This window comes from Diaphorobacter sp. JS3051 (genome assembly GCF_015832135.1).
In the GTDB taxonomy this organism is placed as follows: Bacteria; Pseudomonadota; Gammaproteobacteria; order Burkholderiales; family Burkholderiaceae_C; genus Diaphorobacter; species Diaphorobacter nitroreducens.
In genome coordinates, this window is sequence record NZ_CP065407.1 from 61,423 (window position 1) to 83,793 (window position 22,371).

The 22,371-nt window shown below is 62.9% G+C and carries 25 protein-coding genes and 2 pseudogenes; 5 read left to right on the top strand and 22 right to left on the bottom strand.

Annotated features, from left to right (window positions below):
* Position 1: 1 nt before the first annotated feature.
* From I3K84_RS21015 to I3K84_RS21050, 8 genes are all read right to left on the bottom strand, one after another.
* Positions 2-223, bottom strand: a complete 222-nt coding sequence (locus I3K84_RS21015) for a hypothetical protein (RefSeq protein WP_143717920.1) — start codon at positions 221-223, stop codon at positions 2-4.
* A gap of 209 nt (positions 224-432) precedes the next feature.
* Positions 433-933, bottom strand: coding sequence for a hypothetical protein (locus tag I3K84_RS21020; protein WP_196996149.1), 501 nt, complete (start codon positions 931-933; stop codon positions 433-435).
* Positions 930-1,967 carry a DNA-binding protein gene (locus tag I3K84_RS21025; protein WP_196996150.1) on the bottom strand — a complete coding sequence of 346 codons (1,038 nt, stop codon included), beginning with the start codon at positions 1,965-1,967 and terminating at the stop codon, positions 930-932. The genes I3K84_RS21020 and I3K84_RS21025 overlap by 4 nt, the downstream gene beginning before the upstream one ends.
* On the bottom strand, positions 1,934-2,614 hold the full coding sequence (locus I3K84_RS21030) for a hypothetical protein (protein WP_148262999.1): 681 nt from the start codon (positions 2,612-2,614) through the stop codon (positions 1,934-1,936). Before I3K84_RS21030 ends, I3K84_RS21025 begins: the two co-directional genes overlap by 34 nt.
* A gap of 856 nt (positions 2,615-3,470) precedes the next feature.
* The gene (locus I3K84_RS21035) at positions 3,471-4,433 is read right to left on the bottom strand and encodes a replication initiator protein A (RefSeq protein ID WP_013723326.1); all 963 of its coding nucleotides are present in this window, start codon (positions 4,431-4,433) and stop codon (positions 3,471-3,473) included.
* A gap of 113 nt (positions 4,434-4,546) precedes the next feature.
* Positions 4,547-4,858 carry an addiction module antidote protein gene (locus I3K84_RS21040; RefSeq protein WP_004637272.1) on the bottom strand — a complete coding sequence of 104 codons (312 nt, stop codon included), beginning with the start codon at positions 4,856-4,858 and terminating at the stop codon, positions 4,547-4,549.
* 237 nt (positions 4,859-5,095) lie between these two features.
* A complete protein-coding gene (locus I3K84_RS21045) occupies positions 5,096-5,497 on the bottom strand; it encodes a type II toxin-antitoxin system MqsA family antitoxin (RefSeq protein WP_196996151.1) in 402 nt (133 codons plus the stop codon).
* A gap of 2 nt (positions 5,498-5,499) precedes the next feature.
* Complete coding sequence (locus I3K84_RS21050) at positions 5,500-5,796, bottom strand: type II toxin-antitoxin system MqsR family toxin (RefSeq protein WP_196996152.1); 297 nt, start codon at positions 5,794-5,796, stop codon at positions 5,500-5,502.
* Between the two features lie 269 nt (positions 5,797-6,065).
* Here I3K84_RS21050 and I3K84_RS21055 point away from each other — a divergent pair.
* From I3K84_RS21055 to I3K84_RS21065, 3 genes and pseudogenes are all read left to right on the top strand, one after another.
* Positions 6,066-7,107 (top strand): annotated as a pseudogene (locus I3K84_RS21055) (helicase/relaxase domain-containing protein); the annotation flags it as partial.
* A 36-nt stretch (positions 7,108-7,143) separates the two neighbouring features.
* Entirely contained in the window at positions 7,144-8,352 is a 1,209-nt protein-coding gene (locus tag I3K84_RS21060; RefSeq protein ID WP_231403494.1) for a GIY-YIG nuclease family protein, read from the top strand.
* 105 nt (positions 8,353-8,457) lie between these two features.
* A complete protein-coding gene (locus I3K84_RS21065) occupies positions 8,458-11,037 on the top strand; it encodes an EAL domain-containing protein (RefSeq protein ID WP_196996153.1) in 2,580 nt (859 codons plus the stop codon).
* Positions 11,038-11,181: 144 nt separating this feature from the next.
* On the opposite strand, the pseudogene I3K84_RS21070 reads toward I3K84_RS21065, so the two are convergent.
* The 6 genes and pseudogenes from I3K84_RS21070 to I3K84_RS21095 form a co-directional block, all read right to left on the bottom strand.
* A pseudogene (locus I3K84_RS21070) lies at positions 11,182-11,544 on the bottom strand (hypothetical protein).
* Positions 11,541-11,867 (bottom strand): hypothetical protein, encoded by a 327-nt coding sequence (locus I3K84_RS21075; protein ID WP_196996154.1) that lies wholly within the window; start codon positions 11,865-11,867, stop codon positions 11,541-11,543. The pseudogene I3K84_RS21070 and the gene I3K84_RS21075 overlap by 4 nt, the downstream one beginning before the upstream one ends.
* A 23-nt stretch (positions 11,868-11,890) precedes the next feature.
* On the bottom strand, positions 11,891-12,286 hold the full coding sequence (locus I3K84_RS21080) for a hypothetical protein (protein ID WP_196996155.1): 396 nt from the start codon (positions 12,284-12,286) through the stop codon (positions 11,891-11,893).
* A complete protein-coding gene (locus I3K84_RS21085; RefSeq protein ID WP_196996156.1) occupies positions 12,283-12,642 on the bottom strand; it encodes a transposase in 360 nt (119 codons plus the stop codon). The genes I3K84_RS21080 and I3K84_RS21085 overlap by 4 nt, the downstream gene beginning before the upstream one ends.
* Before the next feature lie 14 nt (positions 12,643-12,656).
* Positions 12,657-12,992 (bottom strand): helix-turn-helix domain-containing protein, encoded by a 336-nt coding sequence (locus I3K84_RS21090; protein WP_196996157.1) that lies wholly within the window; start codon positions 12,990-12,992, stop codon positions 12,657-12,659.
* Positions 12,973-13,350 (bottom strand): type II toxin-antitoxin system RelE/ParE family toxin, encoded by a 378-nt coding sequence (locus I3K84_RS21095; RefSeq protein WP_196996158.1) that lies wholly within the window; start codon positions 13,348-13,350, stop codon positions 12,973-12,975. The genes I3K84_RS21090 and I3K84_RS21095 overlap by 20 nt, the downstream gene beginning before the upstream one ends.
* A 191-nt stretch (positions 13,351-13,541) precedes the next feature.
* Here I3K84_RS21095 and I3K84_RS21100 point away from each other — a divergent pair, with 191 nt between their 5' ends.
* Together I3K84_RS21100 and I3K84_RS21105 are read left to right on the top strand one after the other, a co-directional pair.
* Entirely contained in the window at positions 13,542-14,132 is a 591-nt protein-coding gene (locus tag I3K84_RS21100; protein ID WP_196996159.1) for a recombinase family protein, read from the top strand.
* A gap of 4 nt (positions 14,133-14,136) precedes the next feature.
* Positions 14,137-17,097 carry a Tn3 family transposase gene (locus tag I3K84_RS21105; RefSeq protein WP_196996160.1) on the top strand — a complete coding sequence of 987 codons (2,961 nt, stop codon included), beginning with the start codon at positions 14,137-14,139 and terminating at the stop codon, positions 17,095-17,097.
* Here I3K84_RS21105 and I3K84_RS21110 read toward each other — a convergent pair.
* From I3K84_RS21110 to I3K84_RS21145, 8 genes are all read right to left on the bottom strand, one after another.
* A complete protein-coding gene (locus I3K84_RS21110) occupies positions 17,042-17,344 on the bottom strand; it encodes a type II toxin-antitoxin system RelE/ParE family toxin (protein WP_231403507.1) in 303 nt (100 codons plus the stop codon). The two genes, I3K84_RS21105 and I3K84_RS21110, sit on opposite strands and share 56 nt — an antisense overlap.
* Positions 17,345-17,417: 73 nt before the next feature.
* Positions 17,418-17,798, bottom strand: coding sequence for a TrfB-related DNA-binding protein (locus tag I3K84_RS21115; RefSeq protein WP_004637276.1), 381 nt, complete (start codon positions 17,796-17,798; stop codon positions 17,418-17,420).
* An 80-nt stretch (positions 17,799-17,878) separates the two neighbouring features.
* Positions 17,879-19,171, bottom strand: coding sequence for a ParB/RepB/Spo0J family partition protein (locus I3K84_RS21120; protein WP_013723325.1), 1,293 nt, complete (start codon positions 19,169-19,171; stop codon positions 17,879-17,881).
* 12 nt (positions 19,172-19,183) lie between these two features.
* Complete coding sequence (locus tag I3K84_RS21125) at positions 19,184-19,966, bottom strand: ParA family protein (RefSeq protein WP_196996161.1); 783 nt, start codon at positions 19,964-19,966, stop codon at positions 19,184-19,186.
* A 28-nt stretch (positions 19,967-19,994) separates the two neighbouring features.
* The gene (locus I3K84_RS21130; RefSeq protein WP_011798667.1) at positions 19,995-20,414 is read right to left on the bottom strand and encodes a hypothetical protein; all 420 of its coding nucleotides are present in this window, start codon (positions 20,412-20,414) and stop codon (positions 19,995-19,997) included.
* Positions 20,415-20,569: 155 nt separating this feature from the next.
* On the bottom strand, positions 20,570-21,556 hold the full coding sequence (locus I3K84_RS21135; RefSeq protein ID WP_196996162.1) for a DNA primase: 987 nt from the start codon (positions 21,554-21,556) through the stop codon (positions 20,570-20,572).
* 3 nt (positions 21,557-21,559) lie between these two features.
* Complete coding sequence (locus tag I3K84_RS21140; protein WP_196996163.1) at positions 21,560-21,937, bottom strand: hypothetical protein; 378 nt, start codon at positions 21,935-21,937, stop codon at positions 21,560-21,562.
* Positions 21,938-21,947: 10 nt separating this feature from the next.
* Complete coding sequence (locus I3K84_RS21145; protein ID WP_196996164.1) at positions 21,948-22,220, bottom strand: hypothetical protein; 273 nt, start codon at positions 22,218-22,220, stop codon at positions 21,948-21,950.
* Positions 22,221-22,371 lie beyond the last annotated feature (151 nt).

Consider the following 22,371-nt stretch of genomic DNA (forward strand, 5'->3'; position numbering starts at 1 on the left):
GTCAGAATTCCGTGGTCAAGGTGCCATCGGGGAGGCGCTTCATCAGGTCGAAGCCGTTGTCAGTGCCGCCGCAGCTCTCCAGCTCCTTCAGCGCCGCCTTGAAAGTGTGGTGGTCGCTCCACACGTCTTCGGCATCGGTGCCGGCGTTCTCAACGATCACCCATTGCGGGTAATCCGTGGTTTGGGCGGTGGCGTCGGCCTGGGCGATGTGGGCGGTCTGCATGGTCGTTTCCTTATGCGGAAGGGTTGAAGATGGTCTAAGCGGCTGGGGTCTGGTCTGCTCACCGTCACCCCTGCCGGGGCATCGCCTCATCACTGAAGCAACGCCTATATTCTACCCGTCAAACTATTGACCGTCAATAGCTCACGCAAAAAAGTTGCTTTCATTATGAAAGCACAAAAGCAGCCGGCGTAGGCTTTCGCGCGCGAAAGTCACCGCAGGGTGAAGCCCAAACGGTTGTAGAGGTAGAGACCGGCGAGCGTCAGCGCCCCGGCCACGGCTGCGCCGGCCAGGGCGTGCCGCCAATCGCTGCCGCTCGGCCACGTCGCCAGCAGGCATTGCACGGCCAGGAGCTTCAGGCCAAGGCTGGGCCATGCGAGAGCGGGCCAGCCAGCGGAATGCCACAGCAGGCCGGCGCTCAACGGGATGAGAAGGAAGGGCGCGAGGGCCACGGGAACCGCATTCCACCAGCGCAGGCGCATGAACAGCACGCGCCCCAGCAGCAGCTCCCCGTCAGGCATCCGGCGCGGCAGGATCGACAGGGAAACCGGGCGCGCACCAAACAGCCAGCCGGCCAGCCAGTGCATAGCCTCATGGGCCAGCGTGCCGGGCAGCACGGACAAGGCGTACAGCCACGTCCAGCGCCGGACGGCGCGGATCGCCACCAGCATGACCGCGAAGCTGGCCAGATGCAGCCACGCGGAGCCGATCACGTCTTGTCAGCCTTTTTTGCGGTGAAACCCCGGATGGTCGCCTCTTGACTGGCGACTTGACTGCGCAGCGCGTCGAGTTCCCCTGTCACCCGGCCAAGTTGGGCGGCCGCATCGCGGGCCTCTTTGCGCGCCTCGTCCAGCTCGGCCTCCATGCGCTGCTTGGAAGCCTCCAGCTTGCCGATGACCTCCACGCTGCGCTGCTTCTGGTCGTGCAATGCCTGCTGGTGAGCATCTTTCAGTCGCCCCACCTCGGCATCATGCTGGGCACGTTGAGCAGTCACCCCTTCGGCGTGCTCTTTCCGCGCCGCCGCCAGCTCGGCCGCTCCTTGCTCCTGCACTCGCGCAAGTTCACCGCGAACTTGGGCCAGCTCGCGCTCCAAGTCTGCCGCTTGCTGGGAGAGTCGGGCCACGTCGGCGCGCTGGGTGGAAAGCTCGGCTTCCACCGTCCGGCGTGCGGCCTCCGCTTCATCGCGTCGCGCCCGTTCAGCCTTCAGGTCGTCATGCACCTCGTTGGCCCGCTTCTCCAGCTCGGCCGCCCGCGCCTCCCCCGCCGCCGCCCGCTCGGTTTGTGCAGCCACGTCGGCCTGAAGGCTGGTCAGTTGGTCGGTCAGTTCGGCAGCTTGCCGGCGCGCCTCATCGCGTTCGTCCTCGCGTTTCTCGGCCAGGGCCAGCGCCTCCGCAGTCTCGGCTTCGAGTTCCTGACGCACCCGCTCCAGGGATTCACGCTCGGAGGCCAAGCGGCCGTTGGCAAGCTCCAGGGCCACGCCCCACATGTCTGAAGCCCAGCCCTGCACCTTGTCGAGCACCACCTGGGGCGCGGCTTCGCGCACCGGCTCGGCCGACTCGGCCGCCTTGCGGCGTGCCTTCCAGGCTCGCAGCACCGGGCCGATGGTGGCGTAGCTGCCGCCCTTCGTGCTCGTCCACTTCGCCAGCAGTTCGCGCACCGTCTCGTTCGTCGGGCGCATCCCCTCGGCCGCCAGTTGTTCGGCGGCTTTACAGATCAATTCTTCCGTGATGATCGCTTCGCTTGCCATGACAGGCTCCTTTCGGTTGATTGTGTTGTTTGTTGTTGTATGTTGTATTTTACAGCAAACAACAACAAACGCAACAGGCGAAGTGCCGGTCGGGATCGGCCGCCGTCGCCCTTGCCTTCGGCGTGCCGGCGTCGAGCTGGTGGTGGAAGCAGGTCGGTGGCCACCTCGGCGGCCGTCCTTCTGGAAAAGCCCCCGATAGACGAATCGGGCGCGTCGGCCCGAGCCTCGAATGGCTCCAGGCCGGGAAAAATGGGCAAGTTAGCCAGGATCAGGCCGATTTCATGCGTGCTGGCACTCGAATTCGACCGCCAAGCCCCGGAAACAGAGCCTTCGCGGGCAGTGATTCGTCTATCGTGTTCACTTTCGCCGGCAGGCATCCGGCTCGCATCGAGGCGGCCGCCGTAGGGCAGTGGCTGGCCAGCGGTTCGCATGAGCTGTTCAGCAAAAAAATCGACCGCACAGAACGCGCTACAAGCGATTTTTCCGGGTGTCCGAGGGGTCAGGGCTGGCCAATGGTCAGAAAACGCCGTAGCGGGCCTCCTGCGCGGCCATTTCAGCCCTTTTAAGCCGTCATGCCCATCGCGGAAGGCTTCGCCCCTCCCTTTTGAAGACTTTTTGACGGTTGTGTAGCAGGGACGGTCTTCCACGGCGCGCAGCGCGCCCGGTTGAGCGGCCGGCGCGGCCGTAGGACGCGGCGGGCGTGATTTATCCGGTGTCTTAGCGCCCGTAGGGTGCCCCGCTTGCGGGGCAGGTCAGGACGGCCGCTTGCGGACGGCCTGAGCCGCTTAGACCGTGGTTGCAGGGCGGTGGAGCACCCCCGCCCGGCGCAGCCGGGCTTTGTAAGCACTCGCGCCAAGGGCGCGCACGACTTGGGGTGAGGCCGAAGGCCGAGGGGCAAAGCCCCTGGGGGGATGGGAGGACGGCGAAGCCGGCCGGGAGGGTTCGAGAAGGGGGGGCACCCCCCTTCGGCGGCGTTAAAACGTTAAATAAGAAGGCGTTAAAACGCGCGCGCGTGTTACGCTGTGGATAAGCTGTCGTAAGTCCTTGTCGCGTAAGACTTTTTCTAAGTGGCATGTACGCCGATAGACGAGAAAGCTGTACGCCGATAGACGAGAAAAACGTACCGCGATAGACGAGTGTTTGTACGTCGATAGACGAAACGGCCGGTTTTTCTGTGGATAAGTAGCCAAATGTACGCCGATAGACGAGTGTTTTTGGCAGTATCGGATGCTTTCAGCGTGGCAGCAAAAAAGGCGTTTTCGGATGCTTCCGGGCTAAAAATCCAATGCTGACGCGGGTTTTTCGGTAGTTTTGTCGCACAGGGGTGTGCGGTGATAGACGAGTAAACCGTACCGCGATAGACGAATTCGCGCAGTTTGGCAAGAAGGCGAAATGTACGCCGATAGACGAGTCCGGGCCGGCGCTGGCCAGGGGGCCACGATGGGCGGTTGAGGCTCTGCCGGTGGTCAAGCTGGGGCAGTGCGGCGAGCCTCTGCATGGGCGTCAGGTCAGCTTTTTTTGCAAGAAGTAGGACACCCAGGACAGCTTGCCGGCCTTGTTGGCCTCGCATACCAGTTTGGCGTTATCGCGGGTCATGATGACCAGTTTGTTGGGCTTCACGGACTCGTCGAGGAACATCCGGTAGTCGGGCAATGGGTCGCGCTCCACGATTTCCTTGATCTCCTGCTTGAAGCGGCGCAAGGTCTGCGAGCTGCCCGTTTTCTCCAGCAGCAACGGCAAGCTGATTTCCCACCATGCCTTATCGCCGCAGTGCTTGCGGGCCAGCTCGTACAAGCGGCGTTCCAGGGCTTGGCCAAGGCTGAAGTAGTCTGGGTGTAGCGTGAGGATGTCGAAGTCCATTGCGGCCCGGTAGAGCCATTCAGAAATTGTCAGTTCCAACTCCAGCGCGCCCTTGCCGTTCTTCGTCCAGGTCGTCACGCGGTAGTCTTCGATCAAGCCGAAGCCTTCGAGCTGTTCCTTCTCGTTCGTCTTGACGTTCGTTTCAATGGTGGTGCCCTTCAAGCGCCGGCACATGTCCACCACGCGCTCGTAGGCCGCGCCTCCGGTGCTGCGGCGCGTTCCCAGCAGAAACGGGTACACGTCCACGCGGACACGGCGCGAAACCTTGATGCCAGCATCGTGCCCTCGCACGATCTGGCTGATGCAGTAGATCAGGATGTCTTTGTCGAAGACTGTAGCCGCGCCCACAGCGGACGGGATGATGCGAATGCTCCGGCCTGCACGCGAATAGACGCGGATGCGCGTGTCGCGGTTCTTTGACAGGGAGAAGATGGGGTACTCCATTGAGGACACATCATCTTTAACGGGCCAATCATGGATCGCCTCAAGCACCACAAACAGGTCAGGTTGCACGGCGCTGGCCAGGATGTTCCCACTTGCCGGCTCATCGCCTCGCCCAAGTGGAAAAAGTGTTGCGCTTTCGCTGTCTGTGTTATGATGGGACATTCATTGCTCCTTATGTGTCTCTTGCTGCCAAGCGGGTTGATCCGTTAGGGGTTGATGATGGTCTTTGAAGTGCCCGGCCTGCTCGCCGGGCATTTTCTTTTGTGCGTTCCGATTCATGCCGTGGCATGGTGCTGGCCGACTGGCTGCACCGCCAAGCGCAGGCCCAGCGCCTTGAGCACGGCAGACAGGCTGCGCAGCTCCGGGTTGCCCTGGGGCGACAGCGTGCGGTAGAGCTGGTTGGCATTCAGCTCGGTTTCTTTGGCGATAGCGCGCACGCCACCGCGCGCTTGAGCCATCTGGCGCAGCGCCACCAGTAGATCGGCCGGTTCTCCATCCAGGAGAAGCTGGTTTAGGTACTCGGCCGCAAAAGCCGGGTCTTCCTTGAACAGTTCGGCCATTGCTTCGTCGTGGCTTCGATCCTTCATGCTGACCTCCGTTGCCAGTCTTTCCAAAACCCAATCGCGCGCTCGATGTCGGCGTCCTGGGTGCCTTTGTGGGGTTGTAAGCCGGAACCGCCGAAAATTCCGACGGAAAACGTCGCCCACGATGTTTCCGGCCTCTTTGGCTATCCGACACGGTTTCCCGTGCATGTTTTGGAGGTTAAAGCAGACCGTTTTTGGTCTGGCCATGTCTCTGCCGGAAAACAACTGTTTTCCGGCCAGTCAGGCGGCTTTAACCTCGTTGAGCAAGTCGGGGTGGCGGTCTAGCAGCTTGAACAACTTGACCAAGGCCAGCGGCGGCTTGGTCTTGCCGTTCTCGTAGCGCGAGAAGGCATTGATGCCACCGCCGAAGATTTCGGCAGCTTCACGCTGGTCAAGATCAAGCTTCTTGCGCACATCCGTGATGAAGCCCGGATCAACGATGGCCGCGTTCACCTGCTTGGAGAAGGCGCGCATTTCGCGCATGACGCGGTTTGATTCCGCCGCGTCCAAAACCGACTCGGCGCAGGCCGGGCAGAAGTCGCCCGTCACCGCTGCAATGACGGTGGTTTCACCCTTGTAGGTATAAGGTAGGTCGCGGGTGTCATGGATCAGTTCCGCCGCGCCGCAAACAGGACATTTCATGTTCATAGCTCCTTAAAGGACACGATCAGCACATCATCAATGACCGTCAGCTTCAGGTACACGTCACCCGCCTGCGTGCTGGGGTGGTACACGTCCTGCCATACCGTGTGATCGGCATGGGTGGTCATGCTCTTGTAGAAATCCGCTGGCGTCAGTGCCATCACCACGTCCAGCATGTCGGCGAAGGCAAAACCCAACTCATTTGCGCCGGTACGCGCCGCGTGCGTGGTGCGCACGTTGCCAGCCTCTACCAAGGCTTTGACGGCTGACAACTTGCAATGCGGGGTTCGTTTCTCCATAGATTCATTCTAACCTAGTTGGTTATATTTGGCAAGTTGGTTAATGGCGGAATTTTCGGCGGTTCCGGCTTACAACCCCTTTGTCACCGCCGCATAGCAGTAGAACTACCACCGCGCCCGCCATCGCGTAATGGGGTAGAGCAAGCAGTCGTGTCACCAGCCGCCACCTTGGAGTAAGCCGGAACCCCAGAAATTTCCGTCAAGCAATCAACATGTTTTGTCTCGCGCCCGGTCGATACGCTCCGCCGTGGCGGCCTGGCGCTTGACGGGCCAGGCTGTATCGGGTGCCACTGGAGCGCTACGCCGAGCTGGTCCAGCATTTTCCGGCTTCGGAAAGCTACCACCACGCCTACCCGGGCGGCATGCTGGACCACGGCCTGGAAATCGTGGCCTACGCGCTGAAGCTGAGGCAATCCCATCTCCTGCCGGCCGGTGCCACGCCGGAAGCCCAGGCCGCCCAGGCCGAAGCCTGGACTGCGGGCACCGCCTACGCAGCACTGCTGCACGACATCGGCAAGATCGCCGTCGACCTGCATGTCGTTTACGCCGACGGGACGGTCTGGCACCCCTGGCACGGCCCGCTGCGGCGGTCAGGCCGTACCGCTACCGGACTGACCGCGAATACCGTCTGCACGGCGCCGCCACCGGGCTGCTCTACGTCCTGGCCGGCCAGTTACGAGCATGCTGGCACGCTCTGCGAGCTGGTCATCCAGGCCGACCAGGCCTCGGTTGCCCAGGAACCTGGCGGCGATCCAGGTAAGGCATTGGCGGCGCCCAGGCACGCGCTGCAGCGCAAGCTGCTGGACGGCCTGCGCTATCTACTCGGGAGGAATTCAAGCTGAACCAGCCCCAGGGCTCGGATGGATGGCTGACCCAGGACATCGACGGCATTCCGTCGAACAGCACGGCGGTGTTCAACGTCCTGCAGGACCATGGCATTGTCCTGGCCACGCCGGATGGCAAGGCGATCTGGAAGGCCACCGAGTCTCTTCCTCCAACCATGGAAGCGCCGTCCCTCGAATCTGTTGAATCGGTGACACTGATCTACACGCCATTACCGGCACCTGCGTGGCCGTCCATGCAAAGCAGGAACAGTTGGCCGATTGGCAATGGGTGCAGAAACGATTCGAGAAGCTGCAACTGCACCGCAAGCAACCGAACGGTCTGAGCATCTGGACCTGCACGGTCACCAGGCCGCGGAAATCGCGGCGCCTCCACGGCTACTTGCTGAAATATCCACGAGTTCTGTTCAACAACACGCCGCCAGACAATCCATATCTGGCACTGTCACCCGCCACCAGCCCTGAGTAGGCTCGATGTCGGCCTTGATTTCCGTAAGTACTGCCCTTGAAGAAAAACAGCAATGGTCTGGACGCCAGCACACTCGGCAAGATCGTTCTGGCCCGATGCCTGGAACAGCCGCTGGGCGCCTACGAACGCTCAGTCGGGCGCATCGAAGCCTCGCTCCCGTTCCGCGGCGCAAGCTGGGTGAAGCCTGCCTCGATTCCGGGTGCGATTTTCGATGCGGACCTCGCCACGCGTCATTCCGCCCCCGCCACCCTCGGCAGGGTCGTTCGTCACGAAGGCGGGCTCGTCTTCATGTATCGGCATGAGGTTCTCGGACGCGAATATCGGTTCGACGAGACAGCGATCGGGGATATGCGCGCATCCGGCGCCATCGCCGGCGACCAGATCGCGCTGCTCCATCGTCTGCGCCTCGTCAATAGCCGCAACCGACTCACCCATGCACTGATGAATTCGTTGCTGGACGCACAGCGCGACTTTCTCGCCACGGGCGATCCGCTCGCGCTCGCCCCCTTGCCGCAGGTGCACCTGTCGAGACGCATTGGCGAACGAGTGGAGTTGCCCATGGTGGCAGATGCAGGCCGCATTTCCCGGCTCGTGCGCGGCCTTGCCATCACGATGCCGGACGGCAAGACATTGCCCCTGTCCAGACTATTCCCCAGCGAACGGCAACTGCATTGTCATCGACTTGATTTGTTGGTAAAAAGCGAGAAACAACTGCTTCTTGCAGGTGAGATTGCGCGCCCATGGTCCGACGCACAGCTTGCCGCGCTTCTGGAGCAACAACACGGAACCCGCCTTTCGCGGCGATCGATCGCCGCCATCCGTCACCAGCTCGCGCTTCCCGACTGCCGCCGTCGCGCGGCGCTTGCGGACTACCGGATGGCAACGGAGGGATTTTCCGCGTTGCTGCCCCTGACGCCGTCGGTGCTCGCGGTGCATGTGCCATGCCGGGCAGGTGTCTACGAGATTCGCGCGCCGGTCGCCGTCGAGAACCGATGTCCCGCCGACGCGGTCGAGCGACTGCCGGTGGTGTATATCGGCTCGACACAGGGCTTGCGCAAGCGCCTGGCTGATCACCTGCGGGGCAGCAGTGGTAACATGATGCTTCACCGCCATCTGGCGGAAGGGAGGGCGAAGGTGAGGTTCCGGATCGTCGAGGAAAACTGGCGCGGCCTCGAACGGCGGCTGTATCTCGCGTACCGCGAGACCTTCGGCGTCCCGCCGCCGTGCAACCGGATGAGTCCATGAACAACAAGAACCGTGAATTGGAAAGCGCCTTGCGCAAGCAAGCAAGCAAGCAAGCCTGACGGCCATTTCGTGTCGCCGGAATGGATGGCTGCGCGAGCGGGTGCGATGAAGCCGGCCGACGAGATGGCCCAGGCGATGATGGCCGCGCTCGGTCTGACCGAGGCCGGCATCGCCGCGCGCAAAATCTTCCTTGAATTCACGGACGAGGATGCCGCCCGGCTCAAACGCCTGCACGGGCTGCTTTCCGGCACGGAGCAGGATTTCGCGCGGCGTTTCTACGATCATCTGCTGCGCTTCGAGGAAACGCGGCGGTTCATTCCGGACGAGGCGTCGCTCGATCGTCTCAGAACCACCCAGGCGCAGTACTTCGATACCCTCACGGCCGGGACCTATGACGCCGACTACGTGCGCCATCGCCTGCGCGTGGGCCTTGCGCATCAGCGCATCGGCCTGGAGACGCAATGGTATCTCGGGGCGTACGCCAAGTATCTCGCCGATGCGCTGCCCGACCTGTGGCAACGCCTCGGCGACGATCCCGACCTAGCCATCGCGACACTCCAGTCCCTGCTCAAGATCGTCCTGTTCGACATGGGACTGGCGATGGACACCTATGTCCATGCAGACCGGCAGGCGATCCTGTCCCTGCGGGAATACGCGGAACTGGTGTTCTCGGCGATTCCCGACGGACTAGCCGTGCTGACGGCCGACCTCACGGTCATCTCGATCAACCGCGCCTTTGCCCGGCGCTTCGAGTTGAGCGAGATGGATGCGCACGGCCAACCGCTGGCGATGCTGATCCGGGCGGAAGGTCTCGATCACCATTTGCACGAGGTTCGGGAAACCGGCATCGTCAAGCGTGACCTGTTTTTCGAAATGGCGCGCGCGCCGGATGGCCCGGCGATCCCCGTGCGCGCAACCCTGACTGGCATCCGCCTTGCGGAAGAAGAAGAAGAAGAAGAAGAAGCTCGTCTGCTGGTCATCGTGGAAGACATGACCGAACAGGCCCGCCTCCAGGACGCATTGCGGGAGAGCGAAACCACATTGCTGCGCGCCCAGGAAGTGGCGCGCATCGGCAGCTGGCGGCTCGATTTCCTGGCCGGGACGCTGGCCTGGTCGCCGGAGGTCTACAGGATTTTCGGCGTCGATCGGAAGGCAGCCATCCGTTATGGGACCTTCCTCGCCTGCGTCCATCCGGAGGATCGGGAGATGGTCGACGCGGCCTGGCAGGCGGCGCTCGCGGGCGCGCCCTACCACCTGCAACACCGCATCGTCGCGGATGGGGAAGCGCGCTGGGTGGAAGAACGGGCGGAGATCGAGTTCGATGGCGAACATCGGCCGATCAAGGCCGTGGGCACCGTGCAGGACATCACCGACCGCAAGGCGGCCGAAACGCGGATCGAAACTCTGGCGTTCTATGATCCCTTGACCGTGTTGCCCAACCGCGCCCTGTTCATGGATCGATTGCGCCACGAACTGGCGGCCGCCGAGCGACGCGGCCAGCGGCTGGCCCTGCTCTTCCTCGATCTGGACCGGTTCAAGGACATCAACGACACGCTCGGCCACGATGCGGGCGACCGCGTGCTCGTGGAGGTGGCGCGGCGCTTCCGGGAGGCCCTGCGCGAAGAGGAGACGCTCGCGCGGTTATCCGGCGACGAGTTCGTCATCATTGCGTCGGATTCCGGCAAGGCGGCCGTGCGCATCGCGGAGCGGATCGCCGAGGCATTGGCGACCCCGATAGCCGTGGGCGACCAGGGCTTCAGCGTCTCGACGAGCATCGGTATCGCCATTTTCCCGGAAGACGGGACATCTACCGAGGCACTGCTCAAGCATGCCGACATCGCCATGTATCGCGCCAAGGGCGCGGGCGGTGGCTACCGCTTTTACCGCGCCGAAATGGGCGAGGAACTGGCGCGCCGCCTGGGCATCGCCAAGCGGCTCGAAAAGGCGCTTATCAATGGACAATTGCAGCTCCATTATCAGCCGCAGGTGAATCTGGCGAGCGGCGCGCTGATCGGCGCCGAAGCCTTGATGCGCTGGACGGATCCCGAATGGGGTTCCGTCAGTCCCGCCGACTTCATCCCCATCGCTGAGGAGCGCGGCCTGATCGTTTCCCTGGGAGAATGGGCGCTCGCCGCGGCCTGCGGGCAGGTGCGCCAATGGGAAACGGACGGCCGCCCGATGCCCGGGAGAGTCGCCGTCAATGTCTCGGCCAGACAATTAGAGGACGACGGTTTCGTGGACACCGCCATACGGATTGCACGAGAGAACGGCGCCGCTCCCGCCCGCATCGAGCTCGAACTGACCGAGAGCGGCATGATGCGCGACCCGGACCGGGCCGTGGAGATCACGCAGGCCCTGGCGGCCGCCGGGTTCTCGTTATCGATCGACGATTTCGGAACCGGCTATTCCTCGCTGTCCTATCTCAAGCGATTCCCGGTGAGCCGGCTCAAGATCGATATCTCTTTCGTGCGCGACATGTTGAGCGACCGAAACGATCGCTCCATCGTCGGCACGATCATCGCGATGGGCCGCGGCATGGAACTGGAAACCCTGGCCGAAGGCATCGAGCATGCCGATCAGGCGACGGCTTTGCTGGCCATGGGATGCCATCTGGCGCAAGGATTTCATTTCGGAAGACCCAAGCCAGCAGATCGTTTCGAGGAAAGCTGGTTGACGAAACGTTGATCACTGCCATTATCGATCATGTGGAAGGCATTTCATGTGGCCTTCCCCTTGTAAGGGGTGCCGGCATTCACCTTGCCATGACCCTACCGTGCCGCATACCACATGGGGTTGCAAGCCGGAACCCCAGAAATTTCCGTCAAGCGATCAACATGGTTTGTTTCGCACCCGGTCGATACGCTCCTGCATCGCCTGCATGACTTCTTCATGGGTATGCGCCTGGCGTTGGGGTCGTCGGCCTCCCGCAGGGCTTCCTCGACCTCACGGGTCATGCACTCTCGTATTCCTCCGGCCACAGCGTTTGTTCCATGCGCAGCGACGCTTGGCCCAACAGGTGCAGCAGACCAAACAGGCGCATGTCGTCGGTGGCGACGATGTGCTCCCGAATCCGTTCCTGGATCGCCTCGCTGGCACTGTGCGCTTCTGGTGAGGCGGTGGCTTCGGGAACTCCACTTCCTCGGCGATCCGCGCCCAAGCGCTGGCCAGCGTCTCGATGCTGGACACGCTCATTTGCTCATCCACTTGCGCAGCAGGCGCTGTTTCAGGGCGGCGCGCTCTTGCGGGTTGCGTCCCTTGTGGTTGGCGATGCGATCCGCCGTGGCGGCCTGGCGCTTGACGGGCCAGTAGGAGCGGCCGTCCTTGCCCATCGACCAGACGCTGCTGACCTGGTTTTCCAGCAAGGGCAGGTGGGCGCTCAGCGCATCCGGCGATGCACTGGCCAGCGCCGTGCGTTCGCGAGTTCGCCAGCGCTGATGCCAGAGCTTCTTGTCCTCGCGCTCGCTGCGGCACGTCGTGTGCCCAACGATGGGTGTCTTGCGGCGGCTGCGACTCATAACGTGTCTGTCTCCCAGAACATTCAGGACTGATCCCAGGCGTCGATGGTCAAGACCAGATCGGCAGGACAGGCGGCCACACGGTCGGCATGCACTTCGACCTTTCCCATCCAGCCGGGCGGCTGGGCGTATTCCTCGCTTTCGTCGATACCGAAAATCCAGACGCCATCCTTGGACGGCTGGATGCCGCCGCCCTCAATCAGCGGCAGCACGTCGGCAGCGCGAGCGGTGTAGCGGTTTGGGTAGCCGCCTCCGGCGAGCTTGGCAACCGTGCCCGCTTCCGTCAGGCGCTCAATCCAGCGGATGCCGTCCGCGCCTGTCTCCCACTGCGCCAGGATGGCCGCACGGCGGGCCTCCTGGTCGGCGCGGTCGCGTTCCTCAGGGCTTTGCGTCGATATGACGATCCACCAGCCGATCATTCGGCACCGTCCAATCCGCCGTAGTACAGGCTGTCCGGGTACAGCGCCGTCAACCGCGACAGCGTGTCCTGTATCTCTTCCAGCTTGGTCATCATGTAGGAAACCTGCTCGTCCAGATCACCGGCCAGCTCGAACAGGTCGGCAACCTGGCTGCGCGATCCCTCGTTGATGACGGCCATCGCCAGTTGGTGCAACTTCAGCAGGTCGGTGCGAAGCTGCGGCGGGGCGGCGTCTTCGCCATCGTTGAGATCGTCGCGCAGCTCGTCCATGGCATCGACCGCACGCAACAGCGAATGCGTCTCGAAATTCTCCGGAGACAGCTTGTCCCATTCTTCGTCGGTAATGCGCGCGGCCATCGTGACGTTCCTGGTCAGGCGGTGGCGAGCGTCAGGTGCCCGACCGGCTCGGATGCCGGGCGCACCTTGATTTCGATGTCGTAACCGAGGCGATTCAGGCAGTCCATCAGCTTGCGCTCGGACAGGTTGGTGAAATCGCCGTGCATCATGCCCGACACCTTCGGTTGCGGGATGCCCATGCGCTTGGCCGCGGCTTGTTGTGTCAAGCCAAGCGCACGCATCGCTTTCCTGATCTCGACTACCAGGCCGGTTTTGATTTTCAGTTTCTCGGCATCGGGCAGTCCAAGGTCGGCAAAGACGTTGCCCGAGCTGCGTTGAACCTCGACGCCTTCAATGATTCGTTTTTGCATTTCGTAGCTCCTGTGCCAATGCTTCGGCCACCTTCAGCCGAGCGCGGATGATGTCCATGTCCACCTTTGGCGTGGCGATCCCGCTCTTGCTCTTCTTCTGGAAGCAGTGCAGGACGAACACCGCTTCCGCAAACTTCACCGTGTAGACCGCCCGATACGTGCCACCGGCATCGTCTTCGATGACTTCCAGCACACCGGCACCGCCAAAGCCCTTGAGCACCTTGGCCGCGTCGTCCTGGTCGCCCATCTGCGCCAGCGACAGCGCGTAACCGAAACGCCGACGCACGTCCGGCGGCAACGCCATCAGATCCTTGTAGCTGCTCGCGATCCATTCGAGCGGTTTTTCTTTGTCGGTCATGATGGCATCTTATACCTGTTCAGGTAATTTCACAAGTACGGCAGGTTCAAGGGGCATGTCGTGAAACACTTGTTTTACGACACCTCCGCAAAAGTCATGTGCACCAACCCATGGATGGCCTCAAAATTGTGCGGAAAACTCTGTCGCCACGCGCTACCATACGGAAACCTATTTCTGATGGTTATCCGCCTATGTTGATTGGCTACATGCGCGTGTCGTCTGACACCGACCGACAGAGCACGAACTTGCAGCGCGATGCACTGCTCGCCGCCGGCATCGATCCGCGTCACCTGTTCGAGGATCACGCCTCAGGCGCGAAGGATGACCGCGCCGGCCTGGCGCAGGCGCTGGAATTCGTCCGGCCCAGTGACGTGCTGGTCGTGTGGAAGCTCGACCGGCTCGGCCGCTCGCTGTCGCATCTGCTTGGCATCGTGACCTCACTCAAGGATAAGCGGGTGGCGTTCCGCTCGCTGACGGAGAACCTGGACACCACGACGCCATCGGGCGAGTTCCTATTTCAGGTGTTCGGCGCACTCGCGCAATATGAGCGCGCCTTGATCCAGGAGCGCGTCGTCGCGGGGCTGACCGCCGCGCGCAAACGCGGTCGGATCGGCGGCCGACCACCTGCCATCGTTGGCGAGAAACTGGACGCCATCATTGCCGCGCTCGATGGCGGCATGTCCAAGGCGGCGGTGTGCCGTAACTTCAATGTCAAGCGCACCACCTTGATCGAAACGCTGGCGCGGGTCGGCTGGCCCGCACCATCGCAACCAGGAGCGTAGGGGCATGGCGGACGGCAACGCGGAAGATCAGTGGCTGTTGGCACCGGCCGAACGCGAGCTGGTGATGACCAAGAACCGAGCGACCCGGCTGGGCTTTGCCATCCTGCTGACCTTCTTCCGCGAGCGCGGCCGTTTCCCGCGCGACGAAACCGAAGTCGAGGCACAGGGCATAGCCGCGCTCGCCAAACAATTAGACGCACCCGCGCCCATTGACGGCGAAGCCTTCCTCACGGGCCGCACTGCCGAGCGGTTGCGCGGCGAAATCCGTGCGCGTTTCGGCTTCCGCGAAGCGACGGTGGCCGACGCTGAGCTGCTGACGGAGTGGCTGCGCGATCATGTTGCCGGAGAAGTCGGCGGTGACATCGAGCCGATGATCGAACGGCTGGAAGGACGTTGCCGCGAACTCGCCATTGAACCTCCGACACCAGACCGGATGGAGCGCATCGCGCGTAGCGCGTTGCGTGCCCACGAAGACCGCTTTCATAACGGAGTCCATGAGCGGCTGCCGCCCGCAACCCGCGAACGCCTGGATGCCTTGCTGCGCCCCGAAAAATCGGGCCACGGGGAGAGCGCCGTTGAAGATGCTCAAGGCGAAGCCGCAGGCAGCGCGCCGGCCGTTCTGCTGAAACTGCGCGGCAGTCCCGGCCGCCCAAGTCTTGCCAGCATGCAGGACGAGTTGGCGAAGCTGGAACTGATCCGGGGCATCGACCTTCCCGCCGATCTATTCGACCAAGCTTCGCCGCGCGATCTGGAGCGCTGTCGCCAGCGTGTGTCGGTCGAGGTTCCCCGCGATCTGCGCCGGCATCCCGATGCCGCGCGCCTCACTTGGCTGGCCGCTTTCGTCTACCTGCGCGCCCGCAGCCTGACCGATGACCTGGTGGACTTGTTGATCGAAACCATCCACCAGATCGGCGCGCGTGCCGAGCGCAAGGTCGAGCGCGAACTGCTGGAAGATCTCAAGCGCGTGTCCGGCAAGCAGAACCTGCTGTTCAACCTGGCCGACGCTACGTTGGCCCAGCCGGATGGCGTGGTGCGCGACGTGGTGTTTCCGGTGGTCGGCGAGCAGACGCTGCGCGATCTGGTCAAGGAGTGGAAGGCCACCGGCCCGACCTATCGCATCACGCTGCGCACGGTGATCCGCAATTCGTACCAGGGGCACTACCGGCGCATGGTGCCGACCTTGCTGGCCGCGCTGGAATTCCGTTCCAACAACGACCGCCACCGCCCGGTGATGGATGCACTCGACTTGGTGAAGCGCTTTGCCGACACCAAGGTGCACGTTTTCCCGGCTGACGTGGATGTGCCGCTCGATGGCGTGGTACGCGGCCTATGGCGCGAAGCCGTGATGGAGAAGGACGCCGCCGGCCGGGATCGCGTCAACCGCGTCACCTATGAAATCGCGGTGCTGGAAGCGCTGCGCGAGCGGCTGCGCTGCAAGGAAATCTGGGTGGTCGGCGCAAACCGCTACCGCAACCCCGACGACGATCTGCCGACCAACTTCGAGCAAAACCGCGAGGACTACTACCGGGCGCTGAGTCTGCCGCTCGATGCGGAGCGTTTCATCGCCGACTTGCAAGCCGAGATGCGCGAGGCGCTGTCCACCTTCGACGCCGGCTTGAAGAAGAACCCATTCGTCCGGCTGAGCAGCAAGGGCGGTGGCTGGATCACGCTGACGCCACTTGATGCGCAACCCGATCCGCCCAATCTGACTGCGCTCAAGGCCGAACTCAACGCCATCTGGCCGATGACCAGCCTGCTCGATATGGTCAAGGAAACCGATCTACGGCTGAGCTTCACCGATGCCCTGAAAAGCCCGACCTCCTACGAGACGATGGATCGCTCGGTGTTGCAGCCGCGCCTGCTGCTGTGTCTGCACGGCCTGGGCACCAATGCCGGCTTGCAGCGCATGGCCGGACTGGATTCCGGCACCACGGCACGCGACTTGGCTTATGTGCGCCGCCGTTACATCAGCGTGGACGCGATGCGTCGCGCGATTGCCATCGTCGCAGACGGCACACTGCATGCCCGCAACCCAGTGATCTGGGGTAGCGGCACCACCGCCTGCGCGTCGGACTCCAAACACTTCGGCGCATGGGATCAGAACCTCACCACGCAATGGCACGTCCGCTACGGCGGGCGCGGTATCATGATCTACTGGCACGTCGAGCGCAGCTCGCTGTGCATCCATTCGCAGCTCAAGTCGCCGTCGTCGTCGGAAGTGGCGTCAATGATCGAGGGCGTGATCCACCATTGCACCGAGATGGAGGTGGATCGGCAGTATGTCGATTCGCACGGCCAGAGCACGGTCGCGTTCGCCTTCTGCCGACTGCTCGGCTTCCAGTTGCTGCCCCGGTTGAAGGCGATCCACTCACAGAAGCTGTACCGGCCGGAAACCGGCAAGGCCGATGCCTACGCCAACCTGCAACAGATTCTGACCAAGCCCATCGACTGGGACTCGGTGCGGCAACAGTACGACCAGATGGTCAAGTACGCCACCGCGCTACGCCTAGGGACGGCGGAAACCGAAGCCATTCTACGACGCTTCACCAAGAAGAACGTACAGCATCCGACCTACAAGGCGTTCGCTGAGTTGGGTAAAGCGATCAAGACCATTTTCCTGTGCCGCTACCTGCACGACGAGGCGCTGCGCCGGGAAATCAACGAGGGGCTGAACGTGGTCGAGCAGTGGAACGGCGCGACAGACTTCGTATTCTTCGCCCGCCGTGGCGAGATGGCGAGCAACCGCCGCGAGGATCACGAAGTCAGCATGCTCGCGCTGCACCTGATCCAGAACTGCATGGTCTATATCAACACGCTGATGATCCAGAAGGTCTTGGCCCTGCCGCACTGGCAAGGCAGGTTCACGCCGCGCGACTACGCCGCCCTGACGCCGCTGATATGGGAACACGTCAACCCATATGGGCGGTTCGACCTGGACATGAATACCCGGCTTGATCTGCCGTGATCGAGATGGCGGTTGATGACACGACTGCTTGTTCTACCCCGTAATAGACGCGGTAGCCGGGGCCTTGGTCGATTCGCAGCTCCCACACACCTTCGCGGCAGGGCTTGTGATCGCCAAAGTTCCCCGCCTCAATGCGGCCCACGCGCCTGACCACCTGGCCTTTTGCAATCGGGTCGCGCAGCTTCTTCAGCCACTCTTGAAACGGGTCGTGCTCGTCCTCGGTGATGTAGTGCCGAACGGTGAACATGTCCATATTATCGTTTATAAACGACAAAGGCGCAAGGGAGCACCCTGCGCCTCGTCTTGGTTGATCGCGTAGGTCATGGCGCGGCCACCAATAACTTGGCGGCCTTGCGCACGGCGTTCGTGGCCTTATCCAGCGCCTCGGCGCATCTGGCCGCGTCGTCGCACCCTTTCATTGCCTCGGCCAAGGCGGCCAGCTCCAAGGCCAAGGTTTCAGGAAGATCCAGCTCCACGCGAATGGAACTCACGCCCGGCGTCGTAGTTTTCTTGTATGCCCGCTCGATAGTGGCCACGGCTCCGCTGACACGTTGCTTGCTCATACCGTACTCGGTGGCCACGTCCACTTGGGCGCGTCCATCCACCAACACGGCGCGCGCCATTTCACGGGCTTGGTCGCCCATGCGGGTGTCGGCGGCAGCGCGGTCAAAGGCTTGCGGGGTAAGGCGTTTCAGTCTCATTGGGGCCGTCCGGTGCATCAGCGCGGTTTCGCGCGCGAAAGTTGAAAGAGAGGCGGCCAGCGGCCGCCCTCATGGAGAGGTCAGAAACGCCAGCCTTCCGGCATGTCGGGAGAGGCATTCCGGCCAGCGCCCTCGATGTCGGGATGCAGTTCTTCCCACAACTGCGCCGGCGTCTTGTCCTTCAGCTCGCCCTGGAGCTTCTTCAGGTACATGACAGCCCGCTCCGGGCCGATGCCTTCCAGCATCGGCAAGGTCATGGACAGGAACCCTTGCCACAGCACCCACTCGGTTTCGTGCATGTTGTGGCCCAGCGTGGTCATGTGGGTTTTCATGCTGAAGAACTGCGCCTGATTGGCTTCGCCCCACTCGAAGGTTTCTTCCCGCAGCGACAGCAGCTTTTCGTTGGCTCGCTCCTTCTCGGCGGCGGCCTTCTGCTCCGGGGTCAGCTCCATCGTCGGGAGGGCTTGCTGGCCGCGTCCCGAGGCGACGGCCGGGGCCGGTGCGGGGTCTTGGCCGCCGTCCTCGTCCTGGTCGCCGGCATCAGCTCCAGCAGCCGCACGCTCGGCATCCCGCTTGCGCTGTTCTTCCAGCCATGCAGGCGTCTTCTCCGGGGCCTTGTCGCCGGCCTTCTTGGCGTTGTCCAGCTCGATGCGGCGCTGGGCCAGATCGTCTTGCTGCTGCTTCCATGCCTTCATTCTGGCCAGCGTGTTGCGGGCTTCGTCGCGCGACAAGGGCAAGCCCTCGTTCATGCGGTGAGAGAGGCGCGAAAACTCGGTGTGCGTGTCCTCGATGTCGTAAATCTGGTTGAGGCAGTGAAGCACCTCGAAGTCGCCGCACAGATCGTTCTCCAGCAGCTCGCGCACCGGGTCTGCATAGCGGCGCACAGCCATGCGCTTGCTAACCCATGCCTCGCCACGGTTCCAGATCGTCATGGCTTCCTTGGTGCCGTACAGCTCCACGTCTTCGATCACGCCCATTGCTTCCTCGTAGGCGGTCAGGTCGTCGCGGTCGTTGTTCTCCGTGACTTGCAAACGGCGGATTTGCAGCTCGGTCAACCCCTTCTTGATGATGACGGGCACCTTGACCAGCCCAGCCAGCGGCGCGGCGCGGTAGCGGCGCTCCCCGACGATGATGCGGTAGCGGCCGTCCGCTTCTTCATGCACCACCAGCGGCTCGATGATGCCGTTCAGCTTGAAGCTCTCGGCCAGTTCCTCCAGGTTGCGGAACGTCTTGCGAACCTGCTTGACGCTGTAGATGCGCGCCAGTTCGATTTCGGCGTCGGCCGGCTGCACCGGCTTGACGGCGATCTGAGCCACGGCGGACAGCTTGCCCAGGTTGAGGCCGGGCTTTTTGTTGGTTGTGGTTGCGGTCATGTCCTTGTCCTTTTAGATCGCGGCTTTGTCGAAAATCTGGCTGCACACCGCTTTCATTTCGCGGGCGGCCAGGATTTGAGATTCGCCGCTCTGCACGCGCCACACCGGCCGATCCTTGGCGTACTGCGTGGCTGCGCGGTCGTAAAGCACCCCTTCCATCACCACCTCGCCCAGCTCGTCGCGCAGTTGCTCCAGGGCGTTGCGGTCGAAGGCGCGGCGGGTGTTGACGCGGTTAGCCAGCAGGCCCAGCGTCACAAGGTCGGCGTTCCATTCCAATTGCTGCACGCGCGCGATGTCTTCAAACAGGTCGCCCAGGCCGTCGATGGCGTCTTGATCCATCGTGCAGGGGCACACCACGAAGTCAGCGGCGATCAGCGCGGCATACAGCGGATTGCCCAGCGTCGGGGCCGTGTCGATGATGCACACGTCGAAGTCTTTGGCCAGCTTGGCCAGCGCAGCGCGCGGGGCGTGCAGGTCTTCCAGCGGGCGGCTGGCCACGTCCACCAGCTCGCGGTCAGCGGCCACCAGCGCAGCGGACTCGCCACACGGAAGCGGTTGCAGCTCGATGGCGTCTCCGTCGAACAAGGCGCTGCCGGTCAGCGATTGCAGCTCGTCGCCCTGGTCGCCCACGGTGCGCTCGCGCAGCGCCCGGAGGGTTTTGCTGAAGTTCTTTTGCGGATCGAGGTCAACGCACAGGACACGCAAGCCGCGCTCGATGGCGAAGAAAGCCAAGTTGCGGGCAACGGTGGTCTTGCCGACTCCACCCTTCTGGTTGGCGATAGCGATGGTTTTCATGATCGTTCGTCCTTTCCCTGGTTGTCGATCAGGCCGCCACCGACACGTCGGCAGGCTGGAAGCACAGCTCAAAATTCACCATGACTTGCAGCCAGTTCATAGCGAACATGTTGATCTGGGCGCGGCGCGGGTTCACCGCGCTGCCGCCCGTGTAGATCACCTGATAACCGAAGGTGTCTTCCATCTCCAGCACCTCGGCCAGCTTGTTGGCCATATCCACACGCAGCTTGAGCCACGGCGCCGGCATTACCGTGCCCTTCTTCTGGTTGTCGTCGGCCAGCTCGATCAGGCGCATGTCACCCTCGACGGCTGCGATGTGGCAATACACGGCCATGTCGTCAGGGATGCGCGGAGGGGCGCAGAAAACCGCACCAGCACGGGCGGATTGCAGGCTGGGGATCAGGTCGGCCAGTCGGTCAAAGAGGCGGGCATAAACGGTAGTACGCATGGTCAAAGCTCCTAAGTCGTGTTGATGGTGGTCTTCGGTGGATCGTCCCTTTCGCGTGCGAAAGATCGGTTCAGCGCCCCACTGTCTGCTCACAGTTGTTGCCGGGGTTCATCGGCCGTCCATCCGCTGCCGATGAGTTGAATTCTACCATAAAACTATTGACCGTCAATAGTTGAAGGCATGTTTTTTTCCAAGCCGCATAAGTCGATCAGCTCGCCCACGGAAAACTTGGTTGGCGCAGCGATGGCGGCCAGAATCCGACGCAGCATTGCCGGCGCATTGATCTGCTGGAGACGCGGCGCAGCCGTGGCCACCAGCCGCGCCCGGCCCTCGGCGTACTCCAACTGGCAGCCCTGCATGGCGTTGGCCAGGAAGAAGCCTTCGAGGGTCGAAGCCTCCAAGGCCAAGTCGTTGAAGGCATCGCCACCCTTGGCACGCACGTAGCTGTCCGGGTCGTGGTCGCGCGGCAGGAAAAGGAAACCCACGTCGGCCGTGTCGGTGACATGCGGCAGGCACACGTCCAGGGCGCGCGCAGCGGCGCGCCGGCCGGCGTCGTCCCCATCGAAGCAGAAGATCACGCGCTTGGCCAAGCCCAGCAGCCGCTCCACATGCTGGCCCGTGGTAGCCGTGCCCAGCGTGGCCACGGCGTTCTGCACGCCATGCTGGGCCAGACTGACGACATCCAGGTATCCCTCCACCACGTAGGCGGTGCCGGTCGCGGCAATAGCCTCTGCCGCCTGAGTCATCCCAAACAGCACGCGCCCCTTCTGGAAGACTTCGGTTTCAGGCGAATTGAGGTACTTCGGCCCGTCGCCTTCGAGCACGCGGCCGCCGAACCCGATCACGCTGCCGGCGTCATCGAGGATGGGGAACATGATGCGGTCGCGGAAGCGGTCATAGCGCCGGCCGCCATCGTTGACGGCCACCAGCCCGGCTTTCTCCAAGGCTCGGTCGTTGTAGTTCTGGAATGCCTCGCGCAGCGCCTGGAAGCCGGCCGGGGCATAGCCCAAGCCATAGCGGGCCGCGATGTCGCCCCGCAGGCCGCGCGACTTCAGGTAAGCAACCGCGCGCGGAGAGGCGCGGAGCTGGCCACGGTAGAACGATGCGGCTTGTGTCAGGTGGTCGATCAGGATATGGGACATGGTTCAAGCCTTCGGGATGTCGAGAGAGAGACGGCCGGTGTCGTACATGTGCAGCATGGAGAGGAAGTAGCTCGGGTCGGCTGGCCACTTGCACCCCTGCCAGTAGGCCAACAAAGCCCTGCGCACCGGCTCCTGGTAGTCATTGAGACGCCGCCGCGCCTCGCGCCACTTGTCGGCCCGGCGCTTGCGGTCAATGGCTTGGTGACGTTCCCATTGCAGTCGGCGAGCCGTCATTTCCTCGTCCACGCCGATCTGCTCGGCCGCCACTTGGTCAGCAAACAGCGGAAGGGCCTCACGCTCGGCCCTCTGCTTGCGCGCGAAAGCCGCACGTTTGCGCTCGGTGTCGCGGAACTCGTACTTGCCATAACGGTGGAAACGCATGGTGCAGCCCTCAATGGTTCCAGTGCTGCCGGCCGTACTTGCGCCCAGCGATGGTGATGCGGTCTTCGGCGTCGATGGGCACGCACTCGCGGCCGCCATCGGTGCGCAGCACGGTGCATTGACCAGCCTCGCCGGTCACGGTGGAGTCGAAGCCGCACACGTAGAACACCCAAGGGCTGTGCTCGTCTTCGCGGAACTGAGCGAACCCGTGGAAGTCCCGCTTCAGAGCCACGCCGCTCCGGGGAACGTCCGGGCCAAAGTCGAAAGTGCCTTGATCTGCCATGCCGAAACTCCTACTCAACCAATGCCTATATTCTACCCGCTAAACTATTGACCGTCAATAGTTTGCGAGAGAAAAAAGCCTGATTTTTCGCGGCTTCCGGGCTTGTGTTTCCTCGGGTTTCGGGCAAGCTACCTTGGAGCCTCGGGGCGGG